Genomic DNA, 22,960 nt, shown 5'->3' on the forward strand with positions numbered 1-22,960 from the left:
GATGCAGGACCTTCCTTAATGCGCCACAACGGACAGGTGTGCGGGGTCTGCATCTTCATGCGGACCATGCGCCTCTGGCCCCAGCCGGGCGAACTTGAACATCAGGTAAAGCTCAACCGCGATGAATATGCTGTAAAGCACAGTAAACCCGGCCAGTGAGAACAGCATGTAAGACACGCTATGCGTGGAAGCGGACATAAAGGTTGGCAGGCGGTCAAACACGGTCCAGGGCTGGCGGCCGGCCTCAGCCGTAATCCAGCCAAACTCGGTTGCCAGAACCGGCAGGGGAATGGACCACATGCACAGTTTGAGAAACAGCGGGTTACGCTCCAGCTGGTTTTTCAGGCTCAGGTAAGACGCCATGGCAAACAGCACGAAAAAGAACACGCCCAAAAACACCATCAGGCGGAAAGACCAGAAGGTTACAAAAACATTGGGCAGAATATCAGGCTTTGTCTGCTCGATAACACTCTGGAGCTGCTCGGGTGCAATAGCGGTTACGTCCTGCCCCGGTGCATGGCGGGTAGCAAGCAGGCCATACCCCATGTCGTTCTGGTGAGCACGGAACTCCTCCAGATCGGCCGCCTGATGGTTTTCCTCATACCGGCGCAGGGCACTTACGGCTGTAATGCCAGAGGCAATGCGCGGAGCGGCGGCATCTTCAAGTTCGATCATGCCGGTAATGGGCGTGTTAAAGCTGTGCGTGATCAGGGGCGTGAGCACAAAAGGCACCCCGATTTCAAACGAGCTTTCCTGCTTTTCATCATTAGGCAGAGCCGCAATAATCCAGGGTTCATACGGCGGCTTGCTGGTGTGCCACAGCCCTTCTATGGCTGCGATCTTGGTTGGCTGGTGTTCGTAATCCAGACGGCCCAGCACATCCCCCAGCGTAATGACGGCAACGGTGGAAAAAATACCAAACAGCGCTGCCATCCGGAAAGAGCGCGCAGCAAATTCCCGGTGCTGCTGGCGCAGCAGGTAGAACGCACTGATCCCCATGACAAACAGAGATGCCGCCACATAACCCGCAACCGAAGTATGCACGAACTTGGCCTGCGCATCGGGGTTGAAGACAACGCCGACAAAGCTGTCAAATGTCATACGCAGGGTTTCGGGGTCAAAATGTGCGCCGTTGGGCATGTTCATGCTGGCATTGGCCACCAGAATCCACAATGCAGACAGGTTGGAACCCAGTGCTACCAGATAGGTAATGGCCAGATGCGCAGGTTTACTCAGACGGTCCCAGCCAAAAAACATCAGCCCGACAAAGGTGGATTCCATAAAAAAGGCCATCAGCCCTTCAATGGCCAGAGGTGTGCCAAACATATCCCCGAAAAAGCGGGAATACATGGACCAGTTGGTGCCGAACTCAAACTCCATGGTCAGGCCGGTTGCCACACCCAGAGCAAAGTTGATGCCAAACAGCTTGCCCCAGAACAGGGTCATGTCCTTGTACACCTGCTTGCCGGTTACGACGTACACCGTCTCCATGGCCGCGAGCATAAAGGTCAGTCCCAATGTCAGGGGGACGAACATGAAGTGATAAAGGGCCGTTAACGCAAACTGAAAACGCGAAAGGTCAACGACCGTAGGATTAATTAAGTCCATTTTTTTAACCTTATTACAGAATAGAAGCGTTTTTCACTTTCAGCTCTTCATGTCGCTCCCTCCTCCGGGGCGAAAACACGCGTCCTCCACCCTGATAACCCTGTGCATGAACGGAAGCACCGCCTGCCGGTGGGTCATGCATACAATGGTTGTCTGCTCACACCGCTGCACCAGCGCGGCCATGAGGCCCTGCTCCAGAGCGGCATCCAGCCCTTCGGTTGGTTCGTCCAGAACAAGCCATGGAGTGCCGCGTAGCAGGGCCTGAGCCACCGCCACCCTGCGCGCTTGCCCACCGGAAAGGCGCAGGCCATCATTACCAACCCAGGTTTGCAAACCCTGTGGTAAAGACTGAATGAATTGTGTGAGCTGTGCCGTTTCCAGCACATCTGCAAGCTCCTGCTCCGTAGCGTGGGGGGCTGCCAGCAGAAGGTTGTCCCTTAATGTACCCGCAAACAGGTGAAAGTCCTGTGCGGCAACACTCACAAAAGCGGCCATATCTTCCGCACGCAGTGTACCAACATCCACACCGCCAAAGCTTATGCTGCCGCTATCGGGCGCATAAAAACCAAAAAGCAGGTTGATCAGGCTGCTTTTGCCAATACCGGATGGCCCGACCAGCCCTACATGCTCCCCCTGACGGATAATCAGGTTAGCATTCTGCAAAACAGGGCTTACAGTTTTCGGGTATGCAAAGCTCAGGTCACGCACCACCAGATCATACGGTGCGTGTGGAAGGTCTGCCCCCTGCACCACAGGCCGCGGCGTACTGGGGGGGCAGGCTGCATCCAGCCGGATGGTCGCAAGTTTTGCCTGTGCCGCAGCCTGCCGCGCCAGAGGCAAGGGGGCTGCCACATCAAAAGCTGCCAGAACCCCCAGCACCAGCATGGGCACTTCCGCAATACTCAACTGCCCTGCCCGGCAGGCGCTAACCGCCAGAACCAGAACCCCCAGAGCCGTGGCAAACGTGATAAGGGTTATCAGGCCGCGGGCAGCACTTTCCAGTACATCCAGCTTCCAGCATGCCCTATCCATTTCGGCCTGCTGCGCCTGCCACTGCCCTGCCCGGCTACTGGCGGCATCCAAAAGCAGATATTCCCCCATATTCTGGAGTGTTTGCGCCAGCTCCGCCTGAATGTGGCTCTGTCTTTCCGCCTCCCTCCGTACCAGTCGGTCCATGGCGGGGCCAACCAGCAGCGGCACCAGAACACCGCCCAGCAACAACCCTGCAGCCAGAAGCGCTGCCGCGGGGAGCATAAAGCAGGCGAACACACCCACAAACACCACACCACACAACAATGCGCGCAAAAAGGGGAGTGCGACATCTGTATAATATGCCGCCACTTTGTCCGTATCCGAGACAAAGCGCCCCAGCAGGTCTCCTCCCTGCTGGCCCATCAGCCCGGCGGGGGCAAGCGGAGCAAGGCGTGCATAAACCCATGCGCGCAAATGCCCGCCCAGACGGAGTGCACCATCATGCGCCACAACCCGCTCCAGATAGCGGGCTATAATGCGGACCATGGCAAAAAACCGCACACCCGTTGCTGGCAGCACGATATTGAAGGCCCGCGCAACGGCTTGCCCACCCAGCCCCGCAACCGCAGCCCCCGCCAGCAGCCAGCCTGACAGAAAAAGCAGCCCAAAGCTGGCCAGTGCCGCAGCACAGGCAAACCCCACCCCAAGAGCAAGACGCCAGCGCAGCCCCACCGAAAGACGGAAAAAACCCTGTGCACCACCGGCCAAAGAATCTTGTGGCATGCTCATGCAACAGTCTCCTTTTGTACGGGAACACTCTCTACCGTGCCGCCAGCCACGTGCAGCAGCGCATCGGCCCGGTCAGCCAGTGCCTGCCTGTGGGTTGCAACCACAACAATGCGCCCAGCCACACACCGGCGCAGGGCGTTGGCCACATGCAGTGCGCTCACTGCATCCAACCCTGCTGTGGGTTCGTCCAGCACCAGAACATCCGGGTTTTGCAGCAAGGCCCGCGCCAGAGCCAGACGGCGGACCTGCCCGCCAGACAGGCGGCTACCCCGTTCGCCTATATGCGTTTCAAACCCTTCAGGCAGGGCTTCTATGAACCCCAGCGCATCTGCCAAGGTGGCGGCTTGCCGCAGCTGCTGCATATCCGCCCCCGGTACACCCAGACGCAGATTATCGGCCACAGTGCCAAAAACCATAAGCGGGTACTGCGGCACGCACGCCATACGTACGCCATGCAGCGGCATGGACTGCCCCGAGGTATCGTAGGCGCCCAAGCTCCCGGCAACAGGTTGTAAAAAACCCAGCAGAGTATTCAGCAAAGTGGTTTTACCCGCACCACTGGCACCAGTTAAAACCGTCAACTGGTTCCGGGCAAAGTGGCAGGTCACGTGCTGCAAAACAGGTGCGCCATCGGGGGTATGCACCTCAAGCCCGGAGCAGACCAAAGTGCCAACGCCCCCTGCGGGCAGGAGGGCTGGCAGTGTGTAACGCTCTGCCTGTGCAGGCAGGGCAAACAGTTTACCCATATGCTCCATGGCAGCCTGAGCATTCTGCCGCGCATGATAGCTGGCAGAAAATGTGCGCAGCGGCATAAAATACTCTGGAGCCAGCAACAAAACCAGAAATGCAGACCGGAAATCCGCCGTGCCAGCCAACAGGCGCGTGCCAAAAACAACGGCAACCAGTGCAATGGACAGACTGGAGAAAAACTCCAGTGCAGCCGATGTGAGGAATGCCACCTTCATGACAGACAAGGTGGTGCGCCCATGCGCATCCGCCAGCCTGGCAATACGGTCCAGACTATCCTGCGTGCGGCCAAACAGGCGCAGGGTTTTTAACCCCCGCAACGCATCCAGAAAACTTCCGCCAAGCAGGGATAGTTCCCGCCACCGCCGGTCCATAATGGTTTGCGCGCCATAGCCTACAAACACCATAAAAACCGGCACAAGCGGGCCAGTGCAGGCAAGCACCAGAAAGCTCCACCCATCCACCCCCGCTACCACCGCCAGAATAAGCAGCGGCAGAACCACCATCATGGCCGCAGACGGCACATACCGGGCAAAATAGGGCACCAGCGCACGGGCACCCTCCGTAAAGGTGGTTACGACCTCCCCTGCAGGTACACCTGCGCAAACCACTGGCCCGGCTGCAAACAGATGTGCCAGCAGCTTGCCCCGAACATGGCCCGCCACCCGCAGACCTGCCTGCGTTCCCAGAATGTCGGATACAAAACGTGCCCCAACCTGCCCCACAAGACAGGCGAGGATAAGCCCAAACACAGAAAATTCCGTATCCAGCCCACGGTCATGGAACGCCAGATCGTCCACAAGATGGGCCAGAAGAATAAACTGGCACACCAGTAGAACAGCCGACACACCCCCAACCACAACAGAACCAAGCAACCAGCCGCGCACCTGACGGGCCAGTCCCTTGGTCATATCTGCGCCGTGTGCTCGGGCGGGTGTGGCATCCATGGCTCAATACTTACATAATTTACTTAACAGTTTTGTTAGTTACATTTATCTGTAACTTTCGTCAAGAGCGCCATGAAGTTGAGAATTTTCTCAACTCCTTAAAGGAAATACTCTTTTCTCAACGATGAGAAATATTTTTGAATATTTTCCATGATAGAATTTAAATATAATTAAAATCTCCCATAAACAAAAATAAATATGGGGGTATATTTTAAATTAATATGGTTATGGTTTTATTATTACAAACAAACCATCATTTTATTGATTTTCCTATTATTTTGCACCGAATTAACTATTCCAAACCCTTGCACATCCGTGCAAAAATCCGGAACAGTTACACAAAACAATAAATTATTACACACTTAAAAAGGCAGCTCTAACCGCCAGAACTGCCTTCCAAAAAGCCGCGACTCAGGGCACCTCAACCACAAGACGACCTTTTATTTTGCCCTCAAGCAGGTCTGTGGCCGCAGTTATGGCGTCTGACAGGGGGATAACTCGAGTCATTTCCGCCAGCAGGTCCTTATTGACCAACAGGGCCAGACGCTCCCACATATCCTGCCGGACCGTTTTGGGGCACATCACGCTATCTATCCCCACCAGCGTTACGCCACGCAGAATAAAGGGAGCGACAGTGGCGGGGAACTCCATCCCCCCCGCCAGACCGCAGGCTGTTACCACGCCCTGCGGTTTCATTGCGGCGCAGACAGAGGCCAGAACCTGCCCGCCTACCACATCCACCGCCCCTGCCCAGCGGGCTTTTTCCAGCGGGCGGGAAGGCATTTCAAAATGTGAGCGCGCCAGCACCTCGGAAGCACCCAATTTTTGCAGGTAGGGTTGCTCTTCCAGCCGGCCGGTTACCGCCACAACCTCATACCCCAGCCGGGCCAGAAGCATAACCGCCACACTGCCGACCCCACCCGTAGCACCCGTCACCAGCACCGGGCCGGAACCGGGTTCCACCCCTTCACGCACCAGTGCCTGCACGCATAGCATGGCCGTAAAGCCCGCCGTGCCCAGCGCCAGAACCTGCTGGGCATTTAACCCCTGCGGCAAAGGCAGCAACCACGCGGCGCGAACACTGGCTTTTTGCGCAAGGCCACCCCAGTGCTTTTCGCCCACACCCCAGCCATTCAGCATAACCTGCTGCCCGACTGTAAAATCGGGGCTGGAGGAGCGCTCGACCACGCCTGCAAAATCAATCCCCGGCACCATTGGCCATGCCCGCACCACAGGACCACGCCCGGTAATGGCCAGCGCGTCCTTGTAATTCAGGCCCGACCAGTGAACACGGACTGTCACCTCCTCGTCCGGCAAGGCATTTTCGGGCAGTTTCCGCAGAGCAGCCGGCTGGCCTGCTTCTTCAAGGTAGAGCGCATCAAACATCTGTTTTTATCCGGCCAAAGAGAACAACACGGCACACTAGCCTTTAACCAACGCCCGCAAAGCCCTTCGGTCCCGCACTGACAGAGTTTTGAAGTTCCGCGCACATCATACGTGACATAAAAAATACAATTGGAATCACGCTGGTCAGCGACTCACTTTTTGTTCATACTGTGGCATCCTAACAGTATAGCGGACGTTCTCTTGCTCCTGTTCATAATGGGTCTGCTGACCCTTGTTCTGCTTATCGTGATCAGCATCCTGATCGCGCTTTCCGAAATCTCCTTTGCCGCCGCCCGGGAAGTCAGGCTCCGCAGCCGCGCAGAAGCAGGAGATCCGCGTGCCCAGGCTTTTCTGGCACTCCGCCGTAATAGCGGGCAGGTCATAACCGTTATCCAGATCTGCCTGAACGGCGTGGGGATTATGGGCGGTATTGTCAGCTCGGAAATGCTGTCCCCCCCACTGGCTGATTTTTTCACCCAGTGGAATCTCTCCGATTGGTGGGCGCAAAATCTGGCCTCCACCCTCAGCTTTATTTTTGTCACCGGCATGTTCGTGCTGTTTGCCGACCTGCTGCCAAAACGGGTCGCCATGAACAACCCGGACAAGGTAGCCCTTGCCGTAGGCTGGTTCCCACGGCTGGCCTTGCGGATTCTCTACCCGGTTGTCTGGATTTTTTCCAAAATTTCCGATGTGGTGCTCAAAGCGCTCAAAATCCCGGCTGCCTCGGCAGTCGAACCCGTAACGCCTGAAGACCTGCACGCCATTCTGGCGGCGGGCACGGCCTCCGGCGCCCTGCTCCAGCAGGAACACCAGATGATCGAGAACGTGCTGGGTCTACAGGACCGTTCCGTTACATCCGCCATGACCCCACGGGACGAGATCATTTTTCTCGATATTCAGGACACGCCTGAACACAACCATGAAAAAGTGCGCATGGAGCCTTATTCGCGCTACCCGCTGTGCAATGGCGGGCTGGATAAGGTTATTGGCTCCATCCGTGCGGAAGACGTTCTGGCCTCGGTCGTGGACCCCTCCACTGCCCCCTCCGGTCGCCCACACTCCAACCCCATTGCCCGCATGCGACGGGACGTACCCTCCGTGCCGGAAACGCTGAACCTGTGGGACACACTGGCCCAGTTTGACACATCGGGCGTAGGCTTTGCGCTGGTGGTCAACGAATACGGACTGGTTGTAGGGCTGATCACCTTCAAGGACATCATGGGCGTGCTTATGGACGGACTGGCCAGCCCGTTTGAGGAACAGGCCATTGTCCAGCGCGATGCCAACTCCTGGCTGGTGGACGGCGCTGCCCCCATTGGGGAAGTCATGCGTGAACTCGACATTGCAAACCTGCCCGACCATGAGCAGTTTGATACAATCAGCGGCTTTATCATGCACCGCCTGCGCCGTATGGCCCGCAAGACCGACAGGGTGGATGCAGCGGGCTTCCGGTTTGAAGTGGTTGACGTGGAAGGCTTCCGCATCAACCAGCTCCTGGTCACGCGGCTTAATACCGCACTCTAAAACCTGCGCCTGAAAAGGGGGAACAAGGCCTGCCAGTTCTGGCGGTCTTGTTCCCCCTTTTTCTATTATTCCTATACTACCAAAAAAATGACATACTTCTCTCACGTTAACATCATCCAATACAACTTGGAGTAAAGTGAGATGAAGTTTACAGCACTCCCCATTGCTTTTTTGCCTGTTCTTTTACTGGCTGGCTGTGCGGAAACCCCAATGGGCCCAACCACGCAGGTCCTCCCCGGTCCGGGCAAGGAATACGGGCAATTCCTGCAGGAACAGAACTTCTGCCGCTCTCAGGCTGCCGCCGCTGTACAGGGGCAGGCCGAACGCCAGAACCATAAAGCCATTTACGGTGGTCTGGCGGCAACCGCTCTGGGTGCCGGGCTTGGGGCTGCCGCTGGCGGTGGGGCCGGTGCAGGCATTGGGGCTGCCGCAGGGGCCATGGGTGGCGGTCTGGGCGGGAGCCTCTATTCCAACAACCAGCAGGGGGGCATTCAAACGCAGTATAACAATGCGTATGTGGCCTGCATGATTGCCTACAAAAATGTCCTGCCCGCTCCCCAGCCCGCTTACGGCTACGTTCGCTAAAACACACGGCTTCTGCCGGGGATACATCCGGCAGAAGCCGTGTGTTGGTAAACCGCTTACTCCATACGCGCGGTGTTACTGAAAGACCCACCCTTGCGGGCGGGTTAAAAAATACTTTCATACCTGCGCATAAAAAAAGGGCCATTCGAAAGAATGGCCCTTTTCCACACTGAATATCTGACACAGGCCAGAGGCAGAAACTTTAGAACGCAGCCTGCACACGTGCAGCGAAGGAGTTGCCATCGCGGCCTGCATTGTTCCAGCTAGAAGCGCTCATGCCACCACCCGTAGCCGTGCGGGAAACAATGAAGTGGTTGAAGTCGAGCATGAAGCGGAAGTGGCGGTTGGGATACCAGTTGATACCACCGGACCACACGGTTTGACGGCCACCACGAATATCAGCCGAAACATCGCTGAAGTCGGTGACACTGTAACGGCCCGTAATTTCGAGCGCGCCCCAGTAACCGCGTGAGGGATCGAATTCGTGTTCAACACCCGGTGCGCCGAATGCACCTTCCTTGATGTTATATTCACGACCTTTGCCAAACAGGGTATAGTTGGCAGAACCATAATAACCCTGAAGGTGAACGGTTTTCTGCGACATCGCTTCCGTCACACCCGTAATCGGCTGGTTGCTGCGGTTGACGCCAATATTATAGTATTCGCCCTTGAGCACCATTTTCTTCCAGCGGAAGCCCAGTTCCGGACCGGCAGACCAGACAGATGATGCGTTGTTGATTGTCGCGCCAATCAGGTTGGTGCTGGTCAGGTTAACTTCAGGCGACTGGCTGGGACCATAAGACTTGCTGCACGAAGCAGAGCCCGCTTTGCAGACTTCTGCCACCTTGAACGCGCTAATGGCGGAAATACCAACATGCACATCAATATCTTTGGACATGTAGGGACGGCCCGCCGCACGGAAAGTGCCGCCCGTCTGGCTGTTAACAATCCCGTTGTAACCATAATTATTGGTGCTGGCACTTGCATTGCCGCTACGTTGGCCAAAGCTCTGGCCCGTAAAGTAAGCAGCAATCCACCAGCGTTTTTCGTAATGCAGACCACCAAAGCTGAAGCGCGCATCCCCTGCCGCAATCTTACGCACGGCATCGGTAATGGCGGGACGTTCCATCATTTCGAAGTCGTTCGAGCTTTCGGAATCTTCTTCCGTCACGCGCGGCTGGAAGTAACCGACTGTCAGGATCGTGTTGTGCAGCCCCGTGTAGTTCAGGTTTGCTTCATACAGGGTCTGGTCAGTGCTCGCACCGTCTGCACCACCGGCACCAAAGTCTGGCGTTACGTTAGCAACCCAGTCTTTGTAACGGAAGGTGAAGGGGATACGGATACGGCGGGCGTTTTCGGTAAAACTGTTGAAATCGCCATTTGTTTCCCCACGACGCGGACCACCGCCGAGGAAGCCACCAAAGTCTTCATGGAATGCCAGGCCAACCGAGAAGCCATACGCACCATCTTCAGATGAAACCGTAAAGCGACCTTTGGGGAAGCCGACAATCATGCCGCCAACGCGTACTTCTTCATCAGAAGCCGTGGCAGCCTTGAAATCTTTCCAGGACATGGTGTCACCACGGTCAGACGGGGGTGTGCCCACGCCAGACAGGGGTGCAACCTTTTTCATGGGTTCCTGCTCGCCGAACTGCACGTTCGGGTCGTAGTTCCCATCGGCAACATGCGTGGTGTGGCGGCCGTGGCCAGCTGCCTGACCCATGCGGCCTTTGGTTGTGGTTGCATCGCTTTTAGCCAGCTGATGCTTGAGGGTGACGATCTGCTGCTGCATATCCCGACGCATCTGGGACATTTCCGCACGCAGCAAACGGATTTCGGAATCCTCAGTGGAAGCCGCCTCGGCCACAGGAGCGATTCCAGCCAACATAAAAGACGTTAGAGCAACAGAAGAAAAAAGCGAGTTACAGCGCATTGTGGCCATTCCATGATAAGAACGATGAGGAGTGAATAACCCGCCATAACTTTTTTGTGCGTGATGCTTCGGTGATGGTTTCGTTACGGAATTATGAAAAAAAGCGGCCCGTTTCGGGGCCGCTTTCCAATAAGCTCAAATACGCAGTGAAAATTATAAACGGCTGATTATTTGCCGCTTTTCCATGCGGACATAATGCTGTCCTTAACGGTTTTGGGCAGCGGGACGTAATCCAGCTTGGTGGCAACGCTATCACCGTTATTGAAGCTCCAGCCAAAGAACTTCTGCACAGCCTGATCACGGTCAGCATTACGGGCAGGTACGGGAACCAGCACGTAGGTTGCAGACATGATCGGCCAGGCTTCCTGACCATCCGTGTCCAGCAGGTTCACAGCAAAGTGGGAAGCGTGGCTCCAGTCTGCTGCCTGCGCGGCGTGGGAGAAGCTGTTCATGCCTGCTGCAACGCTGGCACCTGCATGGTTGCGCAGGCGAACAGTGGTCAGGTGGTTGCGGCTTGCATAGGCATATTCCACATAACCAATGCCACCTTCGGTGTTCTGCACGGTTGCGGCAACGCCGTCATTCCCACGTGCACCCAGACCACCGGGCCAGCTGATGGATGTGCTTGCACCGTAGTTTTCCTTCCAGGAGGAAGAAGAACCAGCAAGGTAGGACGTGAACACAAAGGTTGTGCCCGAACCATCTGCACGATGAACAGGTGCAATGGCCACGTCTGGCAGCTTAACACCGGGGTTCAGCGCAACGATCTTGGGATCGTTCCAGGAGGTAATGGTGCCTGCATAGATTTCGGCCAGCACATCACCGCTCAGCGTGATCGTGTCGGGCTTGATCCCGCCGGGGATGTTCACAACCGGAACAATGCCACCCATAACCGTGGGGAACTGGAAGAGGTGGTTGGTTTCAAGCTTCTGGGCATCCATCGGCGCATCGGATGCGCCAAAATCAACCGTGCCAGCCACGATCTGGTTCTGGCCTGCGCTGGAGCCAACGCTCTGGTAGTTAACGGTCACGCCCGTAGCGGACTTTGCAACCGCGCCCCATGCCTCATAGATCGGAGCGGCAAAGCTGGAACCTGCACCGGTCACGCTCTCGGCCCGAGATGCTGCTGGAAGTGCCGTAAGGAAGGTGGTCATGACGGCCAGACACATTCCAGACCTGACTGAAAAACGCATGTTGGTTTTTTCCCTGAGCCAATTGCAAAAGCTTACGGCCACAAAAACGTGCCGTGCTGTTCCGGGTTAAAGTAAATCAGAACAGAATGGTGTTATGCTTTCAGGACAATTGAATGACGGTTTTATGACACTACGGACCTAGCTGAGCAGCGGCAGCCATATCCGGCAGGCGGTACCTTCGCCCACCGTGCTTTCCACAACAAAACGCCCATCATGGCGGACCAGAATCTGCTGCACAATAGCCAGGCCCAGCCCGCTACCCTGCACACTGGCAGCAGTTTTGGCCACGCGGTAGAACCGTTCGGTCAAACGGTTCAGGTGCCGCGCGGGAATACCCGGCCCCGTATCCGTAACGCTCAGCACCAGCCCCGGCTCGGCAGGCCAACCGGCATTTTTGGCAGCCCGCGCACAGGAAACCGTAATGCCCAGCGGCTCCCCATTACGTTTACCCCGATCAAACAGCCCGTATTTGAGCGCATTTTCCACAAGGTTCATCAGCACCTGCAAAAGCTGGGCCTCATCCCCCTGCACGCAGAGTTCCTGCGCATCATCCGCCTGCACCTGAAAACGAACAGGCTTACCCGCGATCAACCCTGCGGCTTCATCCGACAAACGCTTGAGCAGTTCGGCAATGCCTATTGTTTCCTTGGGCCTGTGGTGCTCCTGCATCTGCACTCTGGACAGGTAAAGCAGCCCGTCAAGCAAACGCTGCATGCGCTTGGCCTGCTCGGACATAATACCCAGAAACTCTTTTTGAATAACCGGATCATCCGCCGCAGGGCCTTGCAGGGTTTCTATGAACCCCAGCAGGGAGGCCAGTGGCGTGCGCAGCTCATGGCTGGCAAAGGCCACAAAGTCCGTATGCTGCCGCTCAGCCAGAACGGCCTCGGTCTCATCATGCAAAGCAACAAAGACCAGCGTTGTCCGGGACGAAAACGCTCCCCCACCCTTACGGTACCCTTCGGGCAGAAAGGCATCGGGCACGGTTTTCTTCTGCAACCATGCCCGCACAACGCGGTAATGGGGAATATCCAGCACAATCAGCGCTTCAGCCGGTTGCTGGTCTTCCTTTTTTTGCGCCAGAAGTCTGTCCACCGAACTTTGAAAAGCCGGATGGCGGATAATGCTGCCAAGGCTGTTTGTGAACTGCCGCTTAGCCTCGGGAGAAATCACACAGGGCAGGCGTGTGTCGTTCAGCACCAGCGTTGCCGCTGGCAGGGAGGCCATAACCTCGTCCAGTGTTACTGCGGAGGCAGTGTCACGCCCAATCCGGGTTTTCTGCCGTTCCGTATCATCCGGCAAAGGTTCAAAATGGCCCGAGCGGGCGATAAACAGCGGCAAAGCCGCCAACGCGCCGCCCCCTGCCATACCGCAGAGTGCTGCCAGCCAAGCGTGCATGATCAGCCGCCCCTTTTTGCGGTGTGTTGCTTAGTCCGGGTCCTGCACTTTATCCAGCGCATAGCCACGGGCCCGCACGGTGCGGATCAAATCCACCCCGCCCCCTTCGTTCAGGGTTTGCCGCAGGCGGCGGATATGCACATCCACTGTGCGCAGCTCAACAAAGGAACTGCGCTCCCATGCGTGTTTAAGCAGCTCCTCGCGCGAGAAAACCTGTGCCGGGTGCAGCATCAGGAACTCTAAAAGCCGGTATTCCGTTGGCCCCAGAGACAGCAGGCGGCCATCACGCTCAACCTTGTGGCTCACCCGGTCCATGACCAACGTATCAAACCGCAGGGTTTTATCGGCCGGGGGAGCCCGGCGCAAAATGGCTTTGACCCGGGCAAACAGGGCATCCATGCTAAAGGGCTTGACCAGATAATCATCCGCCCCTGTATCCAGCCCACGAATGGCGTCGGCTTCCTCGCCACGGGCACTGAACATGATAATGGGCAAGGCTGCCGTTCTGGCCTGCTCGCGCAAGCGGCGGCAAACTTCCAGCCCGGAAATACCCGGCAGCATCCAGTCCAGCAGGATCAGGTCCGGCCGACGTTGCCGGACATACTCCAGGGCTGCCTCTCCGTCCGCCGCGTGGCGAACCATGTAACCCTGTTTTTCCAGATTGTAGCTAACAAGCCGGGCGAGTGCCGGGTCATCCTCAACAACCAGAAGATCTGCCTTATGCATACCAGAATGCCTTTTAAAAACCTGCACCTAGGATATGACGCGCAGATGACAAAAAACAACCGCCCGTCTGCCCCAAACCCCACGCAGGCCGCATTATCCCTCGCCGCACCCCCATAAAAGCCGCCATTCACACAGGAAAAACCGCTTTATGAATGTTTTATGACCCACCCTTAAAAACAGCAGCCCCCCAACAAAAAAGCCCCGGCGCATAGGCCGGGGCTTTAAAGAGCTTGTCATAAAGCCGTCATAAATCAGTCTTCAAACGGGTCACGCACCAGAATGGTGTCATCCCGGTCCGGGCTGGTGGACAGCAGGGTTACAGGTGCCCCCACCAGTTCTTCCACACGGCGGACATACTTGATGGCCTGCGCGGGCAGGTCTGCCCAGCGGCGGGCACCCTGTGTGGTTTCTTTCCAGCCTTCAATCGTCTCATACACCGGGCGCACACGCTGCTGTGCGGCTGAACCGGACGGGAAGCGCTCTATCTTCTGGCCATCCAGCTCGTAACCGACGCAGATGTTGATCTCGTCCAGACCATCCAGCACGTCCAGCTTGGTCAGGGCCAGCCCGTTAATGCCACCCACCCGCACAGCGTGACGGACCAGAACCGCATCGAACCAGCCACAGCGGCGCGGACGCCCCGTAACCGTACCAAATTCATGCCCGCGCTCACCAAGGCGGCGGCCAATGCCGTCATGCAGTTCGGTCGGGAACGGCCCCTCACCCACGCGGGTGCAGTATGCCTTAGCAATACCCAGCACAAACCCCGCAGCAGACGGCCCCATGCCAGCCCCCGTGCCCGCATTGGAGGCAACAGTGTTGGAACTGGTCACAAACGGGTACGTCCCGTGGTCCACGTCCAGCATAACGGCCTGCGCACCTTCAAACAGGATACGGCGACCATTGCGGCGGGCATCGTCCAGAATGTCCCATGTTGCAGCCATGTAGGGCAGCACCTTGGGGGCAACATCGTTCAGGAAGGCAAGCAGGTCTTCCTTGGAAAAGGTCTCCGCACCAAGGCCTGCCAACAGGGTGTTGTGGTGCAGGAGCAGTTCGTCCAGCTTCCAGTCCAGCGTTTCAGGCTCGGCCAGATCGCACAGGCGGATGGCTCGGCGGGCCACCTTGTCTTCATACGCAGGGCCAATGCCACGGCCTGTGGTGCCGATCTTGCGGTCGCCACGGGCTGCCTCACGCGCACGGTCAAGCGCACCATGCACGGGCAGGATCAGGGGCACGTTTTCAGCAATTTTCAGGGTTTCGGGCGTAACCTTCAGCCCCTGTTCGCCAATGCGGGCAATTTCAGCCAGCAGAGCCTGCGGGTCCACCACAACGCCATTGCCGATAATGCCCAGCTTACCGCTCACAACGCCTGAAGGCAGGAGCGACAGCTTGTAAACCTGATTGCCAACCACCAGCGTATGGCCGGCATTGTGACCACCCTGAAAACGCACCACCACGTCGGCCCGGCTGGCGAGCCAGTCAACAATTTTGCCTTTGCCTTCATCGCCCCACTGGGCGCCGATCACGGTTACGTTGGACATAGACGGTCTGCTCCTGAAAAAAACTGCCTGCTGGTCAAAAAGAAAAAAATCGCACCCAAGGGCAAGCCCTCAGGCCAGATCCACCCGCTGAGTGCCTGAAAGAATGATGCCACAGCCCAAATGCCGCGCCTCGGCCTCGGCCTGTGCTCCGGCTGCAAAGCCCCGCACCGTGGCGTATCCCTGCGAACGCAAAGCTGCTGCTTCCTGCCTGCTGGCATCTGCTGCCAGATACACGCGTGCGCGGGCTGGTGTGGGGGGGATCATGCGGAACAGCACATCGGGGCGCAGGGTTAACCCACAGGCCGGTTCGTTATCATTGCAAAGATAACGCCCGCCACGCCCCAGCTCTTCCGAGCGGCCGACGGCAAACAGGGTTACGCATACGCCGGTATGGTACTTCCAGCCCCGGAACTCCACCGGGTCCACGGTCATACGCAGGTCCGGGCAGATTTCGCGCACGGCTGCAACCGTATCAATCAGCCGGTCCAGAACAATGCGGGCCTTGGGGGGCAGGGTCAGTTCTGCCAGTTGCGCCACAGTATGTTCGGCAGCCCCGGTGGCATCCAGCAGGGCAATAAGCGTGGCGGCCAATGCACCCCCATGCTGGGCCACGGCTGCGGCATCCTTGCGGTCAAGCGCGCGCATAAGCGCCGGGCGCTGGGCGGCGGGCACACCGGCCTCTTCCAGCAGGGCGGGAATAAAGGGCGGCATGGTCAGGTCAAAGGAGACATCCTTCACACCCAGGCGCATAAGCGCTTCTGCCCCGATGGACATGACCTCGGCATCTGCTTCGGGGGAATCCGGGCCGATCAGCTCTATGCCGGTCTGCATGATCTGGCGGCTGCTTTCCTCCGCTGCCACAGGGGCCACCACAACACACGGCCCGGCGTAAGAGACACGGAGCGGGCGCGGCGACCCGGCAACGCGAGTCGCGGCCATACGGGCGATCTGGGGGGTAATGTCTGGGCGCAGGACCATCATGCGCCGCGTATCAGGGTCCATGACCCGGAAGCACTGCTCCGCCAGAGCCACCCCTGCACCAGCAAGGTAGGTCTCCTCAAACTCCATAAGAGGCGGGCGGACGCTGTCGTAGCCGTGGGAGGCAAACACATCCATAAGAGTGGCCACACCCCGCGCTTCCGTTCGGGCATCGGGGGTGAGCAGATCTACAAAGCCAGCAGGCAGCAGGGCCGGGCTAAAGGGCGGGTCGTCCGTCATGCCTCGGGCTATAGCACTCCCCGCTCCGCCCGTCATGCCCGCGGGCGTGTTCTTTTGCGCCTTTTGCCCACAAAACGGGCGGACTGGTCAGCTATCGGCCATACCGGGCAGTGTTTCCCACCCTGTTCCTATAAAGGTCAGCACCCGCCGCCCCATACCATCGGCCCGCAATACGAGCAGATTCTGGTCCTCCAGCCATGCCAGCAGGCGGCGGGCACGCCCGGTGGAAACCGTGCCATATACCTTGGCAATCTGGGCGTCGGACGGGCATGGCGTACGCTCAATGGCCGCGCGGGCCAGGAACAGAAAGACCGCCTGCAAATCTTCCGGCAGGGATGATGCGCGGCTTTCGGCCTCCTGCCACTGCGTGGAGGAGGAGGTATCTTCGCTCACTCCGCTGCGTGCTGTGGCCAGCGCGCGGTTGAAGCGCCGCAGGTCCAGCGCATTGCGCCCCAGCCCGGCAATACGGCAACGCACCAGAAAGTCCTGATACAGAACGGGCACGGGCCTGAAGGACGAATCCTCATCCTCCATCATGTCACGCAGGATGGCGGTCATGCGGGCTTCGCGCTCGGCCTGGGTTTCCGCCGTATCTTCCTCCTGCTCCTGCTCGGCCTGCACACTGGCCTGTGCCTCCCCGTGGGCAGCAAGCTGCGTCAGCAGGTCGGGGGCGGAAGGAGCGGGGGCCTTGCGCTGGCGGGCGGGCAGGTCATGCACCGGCACGGGAGCCAGAATAAGCTCGTGCACCGGCGCGGTTGGCGGCTCAAAGGGGGCAAGCACCGGCCCGGCCGAGCGGCTTTCGGTTTCCACCGCGCCAATACGGACCGAAAGCGGCCTGCGGCTCAGGGCCGGACCAAGGGCGACAAACGTGCCACGTGCGAGGTCCCGGAACGCTTCGGCCTGCCTGCGCTCCATGCCCAGCAGGTCGGCAGCACGCGCCATGTCAATATCCAGAAACGTGCGGCCCATCAGAAAGTTGGAGGCTTCCGCCGCCACGTTCTTGGCCAGCTTGGCCAGACGCTGCGTTGCAATAATACCGGCAAGGCCACGTTTGCGCCCACGGCACATCAGGTTGGTCATGGCGCCAAGGGAAGCCCGGCGGGCCTCATCCGATACTTCGCCCGCTGCGGCGGGTGCAAACAGCTGGGCCTCGTCCACCACCACCAGCACAGGGTACCAGTGCTGGCGCGGCACCTCGAACATACCGCCCAGAAAAGCCGCCGCCCAGCGCATCTGCTGGTCTGCATCCAGCCCTTCCAGGTTCAGCACAACGGACGCGCGGTGCATGCGCATGCGCTCCCCTGCGGCGTGCAGGGCCATTTCTGAATGATCGGCACCATCTATGACCAGATGGCCGAATTTTTCAGCCAGACTGACAAAATCGCCTTCGGGGTCAATAATGGCCTGCTGCACCATACGGGCAGACTGCTCCAGCAACCGCCGCAGAAGATGCGACTTGCCCGACCCGGAGTTCCCCTGAACCAGCAGACGCGTAGCCAGAAGTTCGCCAAGGTCCATCTGTGCCGGACCGCCCCCCGGCACCTCCCCCATTGTAATCATGCTGTTCATGGTTGGAGGGGATACCGCCTTGCCCCACCCTTGCGCAACCATGCCTCTGCCCCCTTTGCCGCCGCACGGCCGGTGGCAAGGCAGGCATGGAGCAGGTAGCCCCCGGTCGGGGCCTCCCAGTCCAGCATCTCGCCCGCAACAAACACACCGGGGAGCGCCCTGAGCATAAAAGATTCGTCACACGCTGCCTGCGTGATCCCTCCGGCGGTGGAAATGGCGCGGGCCAGCGGCTCTGGCGCGTAAAAAGTAACGGGTACGGCCTTGATCAGGGCTGCCAAGGCACGCGGGTCTGCTGGCAGCACGTCCTGCGCCTCCCGCAGCAGTGCTACGGCTGCGGGGGCCAGCTTTATGGCCTTGCGCAAGCGGTTGCTCAGGCTCTCCCGCATTCGGGTGGCGCGCAGCCTGTCCAGCAGGTCCTGTTCGCTCAGGTCGGGGCGCAGGTCGCACAGCACGGTTGCCTGCCCCTGCGCGGTGATGGCCTGCCGCACGGTGCGGGAGAGCGCATAGAGCGCGCCCCCTTCCATGCCTGTGCGGGTCAGCACAATTTCACCCCGCACACGCCTGCCTTCAAATGTCAGGGCTACAGGTTTTAGGGGGGTGCCGGCAAAACGCTCAGCAAAAAAGGTGGACCATGGGGTGCAGAACCCGCAATTGGCAGGCTCTAATGGGGCCACATCCACCCCACGCTGTTGCAGCAGGGGTACCCAGCCACCGGAACTGCCCAGCCGTGGCCAGCTTGCCCCACCAAGGGCCAGCACTACGGCATCTGCCGCCAGTTCAGCCTTGTGGGATGCTCCCTCCCCTGCCTGTTGCAGGTTAAACATGAGCTGTTCATGCGCCCCCCACCCCAGCCAGTCCGCACGGGTCTGGAAGGTCACGCCAGCGGCATTCAGGCGGGCAAGCCATGCCCGCAGCAGGGGGGATGCCTTCATCCCCACGGGAAAGACCCTGCCAGAGGAGCCAATAAAACTCTCCTGCCCCAGCCCTGCCATCCAGTCCCGGATGTTCTGCATGGTCCACGCGTCCAGCGCGGGCCGCAGCCAGGAGCTGGCTGGGCCATAGCGCTCCAGCACCGTCCCATGCGCTTCGGAATGGGCAATGTTCAGCCCACCCCGCCCAGCCATCAGAAACTTGCGGCCAAGGCTTGGCATGCGCTCCATAACCTGCACACCAAACCCACAGTCGGCCAGGTATTCGGCTGCGGCAAGCCCGGCCGGGCCACCGCCCACAACAACAATACGCTGCTTATTGGTCATGGGCAGTCACGGCCACATGTCATTCCGGCTGCTGGCCCGCAGCACGGACTGCCTGTGCCAGACCACGGATCTGCTCCAGCACACGCGGCAGGGTCTGGGATGTGGCTCGCCCCTGTTCATCCAGCGTTTGCGCCAGTGTCGCCAGCAGGGCCGAGGCCACAACGGCCCCATCGGCAATGCTGGCAGCCTGCGCGGCCTGCTCGGGCGTGCGAACGCCAAAACCAATGGCTATAGGCAGGTCTGTGGCGGCACGTATGCGGGGAATAGCGCCAGCAAGGTCATGCGCACTGGCCGAGCGGGTACCCGTAATGCCCACAATGCTCACATAATACACAAAGCCCGACGCATGCCCCAGCACATACTCCAGACGGGCATCCGGCGTGGTGGGGGCAACCAGACGAATAATATCCAGCCCCGCAGCCTGTGCGGGAGCGGCGATAACCGCGCCTTCCTCGGGGGGGAGGTCAACCAGAATAAGCCCATCCACCCCTGCGGCGGCGGCATCCTTGCAGAAGCGCTCGTAACCGTAGGATTCAACCGGGTTGACATACCCCATCAGAATCACCGGGGTTTCATCATCCCCTTTACGGAATTCGGCCACCATATCCAGCACGCCAACCAGCGTGGCACCGGCCTTGAGCCCGCGCAGGGCGGCAGCCTGAATAACCGGACCATCGGCCGACGGGTCGGAAAAAGGCATGCCAACTTCGATCAGGTCGGCACCAGCCGCTGGCATGGCACGGAACAGCTCCAGAGAAGTCTCCCGGTCTGGGTCATACGCCTCCAGATAGGGGATGAGCGCACCACGGCCTTGGGCAGCAAGGGCTTTAAAACGGGCGGCAATACGGCTCACAGCGAGACTCCCAGATGTTCGGCAACAGTAAAGATGTCCTTGTCCCCCCGGCCGGACAGGTTCACCACCAGCAGTGTGTCCTTGGACAAGGTGGGGGCAATCTTGGCCGCATAGGCAATGGCGTGCGCCGATTCGAGCGCGGGAATAATCCCTTCCAGCTTTGTGCAGAGCTGGAAGGCTTCCAGCGCCTCGGTATCGGTCGCACCCACGTATTCCGCGCGCCCTATATCGTTCAGCCAGGAATGTTCGGGACCGACACCGGGGTAGTCCAGCCCGGCGCTGATGGAATGGGCCTCGTCAATCTGGCCATCCGCGTTTTGCAGCAGGTAGGTGCGGTTGCCGTGCAGCACACCGGGGCGGCCACGCTCGATGGAGGCAGCGGTTTTGCCACTATCCAGCCCGTGGCCTGCGGCTTCCACGCCAATCAGGCGCACGGACACATCATCAAGGAACGGGTAAAAAATCCCCATGGCGTTGGAGCCACCCCCAATGGCGGCCACCACCACATCGGGCAGACGGCCTTCGGCGGCCTGCATCTGCGCTTTGGTTTCCTCCCCGATCACGCTCTGGAAATCACGCACCATGGCGGGGTACGGGTGCGGGCCAGCCACGGTGCCGATCAGCATGTAGGTGTCGGCCACATTGGCCACCCAGTCCCGCATGGCTTCGTTCATGGCGTCCTTGAGCGTACCGGCCCCAGCGGTTACGGGCACAACCTCCGCCCCAAGCAGGCGCATGCGGAACACGTTTGGCTTCTGCCGCTCCACATCGGTAGCACCCATGTAGATCACGCATTTCATGCCAAACAGAGCGCATACGGTTGCGGTGGCCACACCGTGCTGGCCGGCCCCGGTTTCTGCCACAATGCGGGTGCGGCCCATGCGGCGGGCAAGCAGGATCTGCCCCATGACGTTATTGAGCTTGTGCGAACCGGTATGATTGAGCTCTTCACGCTTGAGGTAGATTTTTGCCCCCCCAAACGCTTCGGTCATGCGGCGGGCGAACCATAGCGGGCTGGGCCGACCGATATAATCGGTCTGGTAATATACCAGTTCCTTATGAAAAGCGGGGTCGGCCTTTGCGGCCTCGTACGCCTCATTCAGTTCCAGAATAAGCGGCATGAGCGTTTCGGCCACAAAGCGGCCACCGTACCGGCCACCAAAATGACCGTGCTCATCAGGCTGCTGCCTGAAGGAATTGCTCTGCGCCGCTGCGCCGCCGTGTTCGATCGGGTTCGCCATTAGTCGTTCTGCCGCTCCTTTAACCCCATGGCGCGCCCTGCTGGGGTGCCACATGTTTTGTTCTTTTCAACTGGCAAAATGGCTTACCAGATGCGCCGCCGCATTGCACGGTCCCGCGTGGTCATCTTGCCATAAACCCAACAAAGGCGTCATACTTGGGGCATACATGGGCTCCGGCTGGCTGCCGCCAGAACCGGAAAATACAGCTGTACAGGCCCACAGGGCACAAACTGGGAGAATCGCATGTTTCTGGCCCACAGGCCCGGTATGCCTGCTCGCGCCGTTGAAACGGAAGACGATGCCAAAAATGCTGTCTGGCTGGATCTTCTCAACCCTACCCCCCAGGAACTGGCTCTGGCGGAAAAACTCTGCGGCCAGCCCATTCCCTCCCTGGAAGACCTGAGCGCGATCGAAAGTTCATCACGTATCAGTGTGCGCAACGGTGCTGCTTTTCTGTCTTCCCCCCTGCTGCGCAAAAGCGGGTCGGATTTCCAGACCATGCCGGTGGGTTTTATCCTGACCGAAAAGCGGCTTTTTACCATCCGCTTCCAGTTCTATCTGGCGTTCGAGACCGTAGCCCAGCTTGTGGCGGACTGCGTGACCTCCGCCATGCCTCCACCACACACCGCACCGGAGCGCCAGAGCGCACAGCCCCCGCCAACCGAGATCCCGCCCCAGCACGACACCTTACTCCATTCGGGCGAGATACTGGTCGCCCTGATTGAAGCCATTGTGGACCGGCTGGCCGATATTCTGGAAAGCATGGGCAACCTGCTGGACACACTCTCACACGATATTTTTCGCGCCCGCACGCAGCAGACCCCCATCCGCAACGTGGCCGTGTGGCAGCGCAACCTGCTCCAGCGGGTTGGCGAGGCAGGGAACCTGTGCTCACGCATGCGGGACACACTGCTGGGCATGGAGCGCATTGCCCTGTTCCTTGGGGAAAGCCGTAAAACCGCTTCTGCCATTCCGGTCACAGGGTTTGCCCTGTGCACCCCCCGCACTGCCCCCCCGACACCCCTTGCCACGGCAGCACCGGAGGAGGACGGCAAAACAACGGCCGCCTATGCGCTGTCGGGCATTCTGCGCGCGCGCATTACATCGGTCAGCCACGACCTCTCCTCGCTCGATGCGTATGTCTCCCAGTCACAGGACAAGGTTGAATTCCTGCTTGATGCCACCCTTGGGTTCATCAACATCGAACAGAACGGGGTGATGAAGGTACTGACCGTTGTCAGCTTCATTGGGGTTGCCCCCACCCTGATCGCTGGCATTTACGGTATGAACTTCAAAGACATACCGGAACTGAACTGGTCTTTTGGCTACTGGTACTCGCTCGGGCTCATGGCAACCACCATTGTGCTGCCGCTGCTGTGGTTCTGGAAAAAAGGCTGGCTGGGCGGCATCAAGTAGCCTCTGGCCGCTGGTGCGCCCGCCCCATTCCTGTGTTGACGCGCAATTCCACCCCGAG

At 59.1% G+C, this 22,960-nt stretch carries 17 protein-coding genes; 3 read left to right on the top strand and 14 right to left on the bottom strand.

Features of this window, described 5'->3' with window-relative positions:
- Positions 1 to 15: 15 nt before the first annotated feature.
- The 4 genes from GOB83_RS05950 to acuI form a co-directional block, all read right to left on the bottom strand.
- Positions 16 to 1,608 (bottom strand): cytochrome ubiquinol oxidase subunit I, encoded by a 1,593-nt coding sequence (locus tag GOB83_RS05950; RefSeq protein ID WP_165925531.1) that lies wholly within the window; start codon positions 1,606 to 1,608, stop codon positions 16 to 18.
- Between the two features lie 39 nt (positions 1,609 to 1,647).
- Positions 1,648 to 3,369 (bottom strand): thiol reductant ABC exporter subunit CydC, encoded by a 1,722-nt coding sequence (gene cydC / locus GOB83_RS05955; RefSeq protein ID WP_306309877.1) that lies wholly within the window; start codon positions 3,367 to 3,369, stop codon positions 1,648 to 1,650.
- On the bottom strand, positions 3,366 to 5,063 hold the full coding sequence (gene cydD / locus GOB83_RS05960; protein ID WP_242005752.1) for a thiol reductant ABC exporter subunit CydD: 1,698 nt from the start codon (positions 5,061 to 5,063) through the stop codon (positions 3,366 to 3,368). Before cydD ends, cydC begins: the two co-directional genes overlap by 4 nt.
- A 411-nt stretch (positions 5,064 to 5,474) precedes the next feature.
- Positions 5,475 to 6,449 carry an acrylyl-CoA reductase (NADPH) gene (gene acuI, locus GOB83_RS05965; protein ID WP_165925532.1) on the bottom strand — a complete coding sequence of 325 codons (975 nt, stop codon included), beginning with the start codon at positions 6,447 to 6,449 and terminating at the stop codon, positions 5,475 to 5,477.
- Between the two features lie 201 nt (positions 6,450 to 6,650).
- Between acuI and GOB83_RS05970 the strand changes: the two genes are divergently transcribed.
- Together GOB83_RS05970 and GOB83_RS05975 are read left to right on the top strand one after the other, a co-directional pair.
- On the top strand, positions 6,651 to 7,973 hold the full coding sequence (locus tag GOB83_RS05970) for a hemolysin family protein (RefSeq protein ID WP_086646291.1): 1,323 nt from the start codon (positions 6,651 to 6,653) through the stop codon (positions 7,971 to 7,973).
- Between the two features lie 141 nt (positions 7,974 to 8,114).
- Complete coding sequence (locus GOB83_RS05975; protein ID WP_086646292.1) at positions 8,115 to 8,558, top strand: glycine zipper family protein; 444 nt, start codon at positions 8,115 to 8,117, stop codon at positions 8,556 to 8,558.
- 202 nt (positions 8,559 to 8,760) lie between these two features.
- Here the strand turns inward: GOB83_RS05975 and GOB83_RS05980 are convergent, their stop codons facing one another.
- The 10 genes from GOB83_RS05980 to trpB all read right to left on the bottom strand — a co-directional run bounded on the left by GOB83_RS05980 (position 8,761) and on the right by trpB (position 21,486).
- Positions 8,761 to 10,500, bottom strand: coding sequence for an OprO/OprP family phosphate-selective porin (locus GOB83_RS05980; protein ID WP_165925533.1), 1,740 nt, complete (start codon positions 10,498 to 10,500; stop codon positions 8,761 to 8,763).
- A gap of 158 nt (positions 10,501 to 10,658) precedes the next feature.
- Positions 10,659 to 11,684 (bottom strand): phosphate ABC transporter substrate-binding protein PstS, encoded by a 1,026-nt coding sequence (gene pstS / locus GOB83_RS05985; RefSeq protein ID WP_086646294.1) that lies wholly within the window; start codon positions 11,682 to 11,684, stop codon positions 10,659 to 10,661.
- A gap of 138 nt (positions 11,685 to 11,822) precedes the next feature.
- A complete protein-coding gene (locus tag GOB83_RS05990; protein ID WP_165925534.1) occupies positions 11,823 to 13,082 on the bottom strand; it encodes a sensor histidine kinase in 1,260 nt (419 codons plus the stop codon).
- 30 nt (positions 13,083 to 13,112) lie between these two features.
- The gene (phoB, locus tag GOB83_RS05995) at positions 13,113 to 13,808 is read right to left on the bottom strand and encodes a phosphate regulon transcriptional regulator PhoB (protein WP_086646402.1); all 696 of its coding nucleotides are present in this window, start codon (positions 13,806 to 13,808) and stop codon (positions 13,113 to 13,115) included.
- A 251-nt stretch (positions 13,809 to 14,059) separates the two neighbouring features.
- Positions 14,060 to 15,349 carry an adenylosuccinate synthase gene (locus GOB83_RS06000; RefSeq protein ID WP_165925535.1) on the bottom strand — a complete coding sequence of 430 codons (1,290 nt, stop codon included), beginning with the start codon at positions 15,347 to 15,349 and terminating at the stop codon, positions 14,060 to 14,062.
- 69 nt (positions 15,350 to 15,418) lie between these two features.
- Positions 15,419 to 16,603 carry an ATP phosphoribosyltransferase regulatory subunit gene (locus GOB83_RS06005; RefSeq protein ID WP_086646297.1) on the bottom strand — a complete coding sequence of 395 codons (1,185 nt, stop codon included), beginning with the start codon at positions 16,601 to 16,603 and terminating at the stop codon, positions 15,419 to 15,421.
- Positions 16,604 to 16,654: 51 nt separating this feature from the next.
- Entirely contained in the window at positions 16,655 to 18,136 is a 1,482-nt protein-coding gene (locus GOB83_RS06010) for an ATP-binding protein (protein ID WP_086646298.1), read from the bottom strand.
- A complete protein-coding gene (locus GOB83_RS06015) occupies positions 18,133 to 19,398 on the bottom strand; it encodes a TIGR03862 family flavoprotein (RefSeq protein WP_373321581.1) in 1,266 nt (421 codons plus the stop codon). The genes GOB83_RS06010 and GOB83_RS06015 overlap by 4 nt, the downstream gene beginning before the upstream one ends.
- A gap of 13 nt (positions 19,399 to 19,411) precedes the next feature.
- On the bottom strand, positions 19,412 to 20,245 hold the full coding sequence (gene trpA, locus GOB83_RS06020) for a tryptophan synthase subunit alpha (protein ID WP_165925537.1): 834 nt from the start codon (positions 20,243 to 20,245) through the stop codon (positions 19,412 to 19,414).
- Positions 20,242 to 21,486 carry a tryptophan synthase subunit beta gene (gene trpB / locus GOB83_RS14915; RefSeq protein WP_095349628.1) on the bottom strand — a complete coding sequence of 415 codons (1,245 nt, stop codon included), beginning with the start codon at positions 21,484 to 21,486 and terminating at the stop codon, positions 20,242 to 20,244. Before trpB ends, trpA begins: the two co-directional genes overlap by 4 nt.
- A 267-nt stretch (positions 21,487 to 21,753) precedes the next feature.
- Between trpB and GOB83_RS06030 the strand changes: the two genes are divergently transcribed.
- The gene (locus GOB83_RS06030; protein WP_086646403.1) at positions 21,754 to 22,902 is read left to right on the top strand and encodes a magnesium transporter CorA family protein; all 1,149 of its coding nucleotides are present in this window, start codon (positions 21,754 to 21,756) and stop codon (positions 22,900 to 22,902) included.
- The last annotated feature ends 58 nt before the right edge of the window (positions 22,903 to 22,960 follow it).

This window comes from Acetobacter fabarum (assembly GCF_011516925.1).
Lineage (GTDB): Bacteria > Pseudomonadota > Alphaproteobacteria > Acetobacterales > Acetobacteraceae > Acetobacter > Acetobacter fabarum.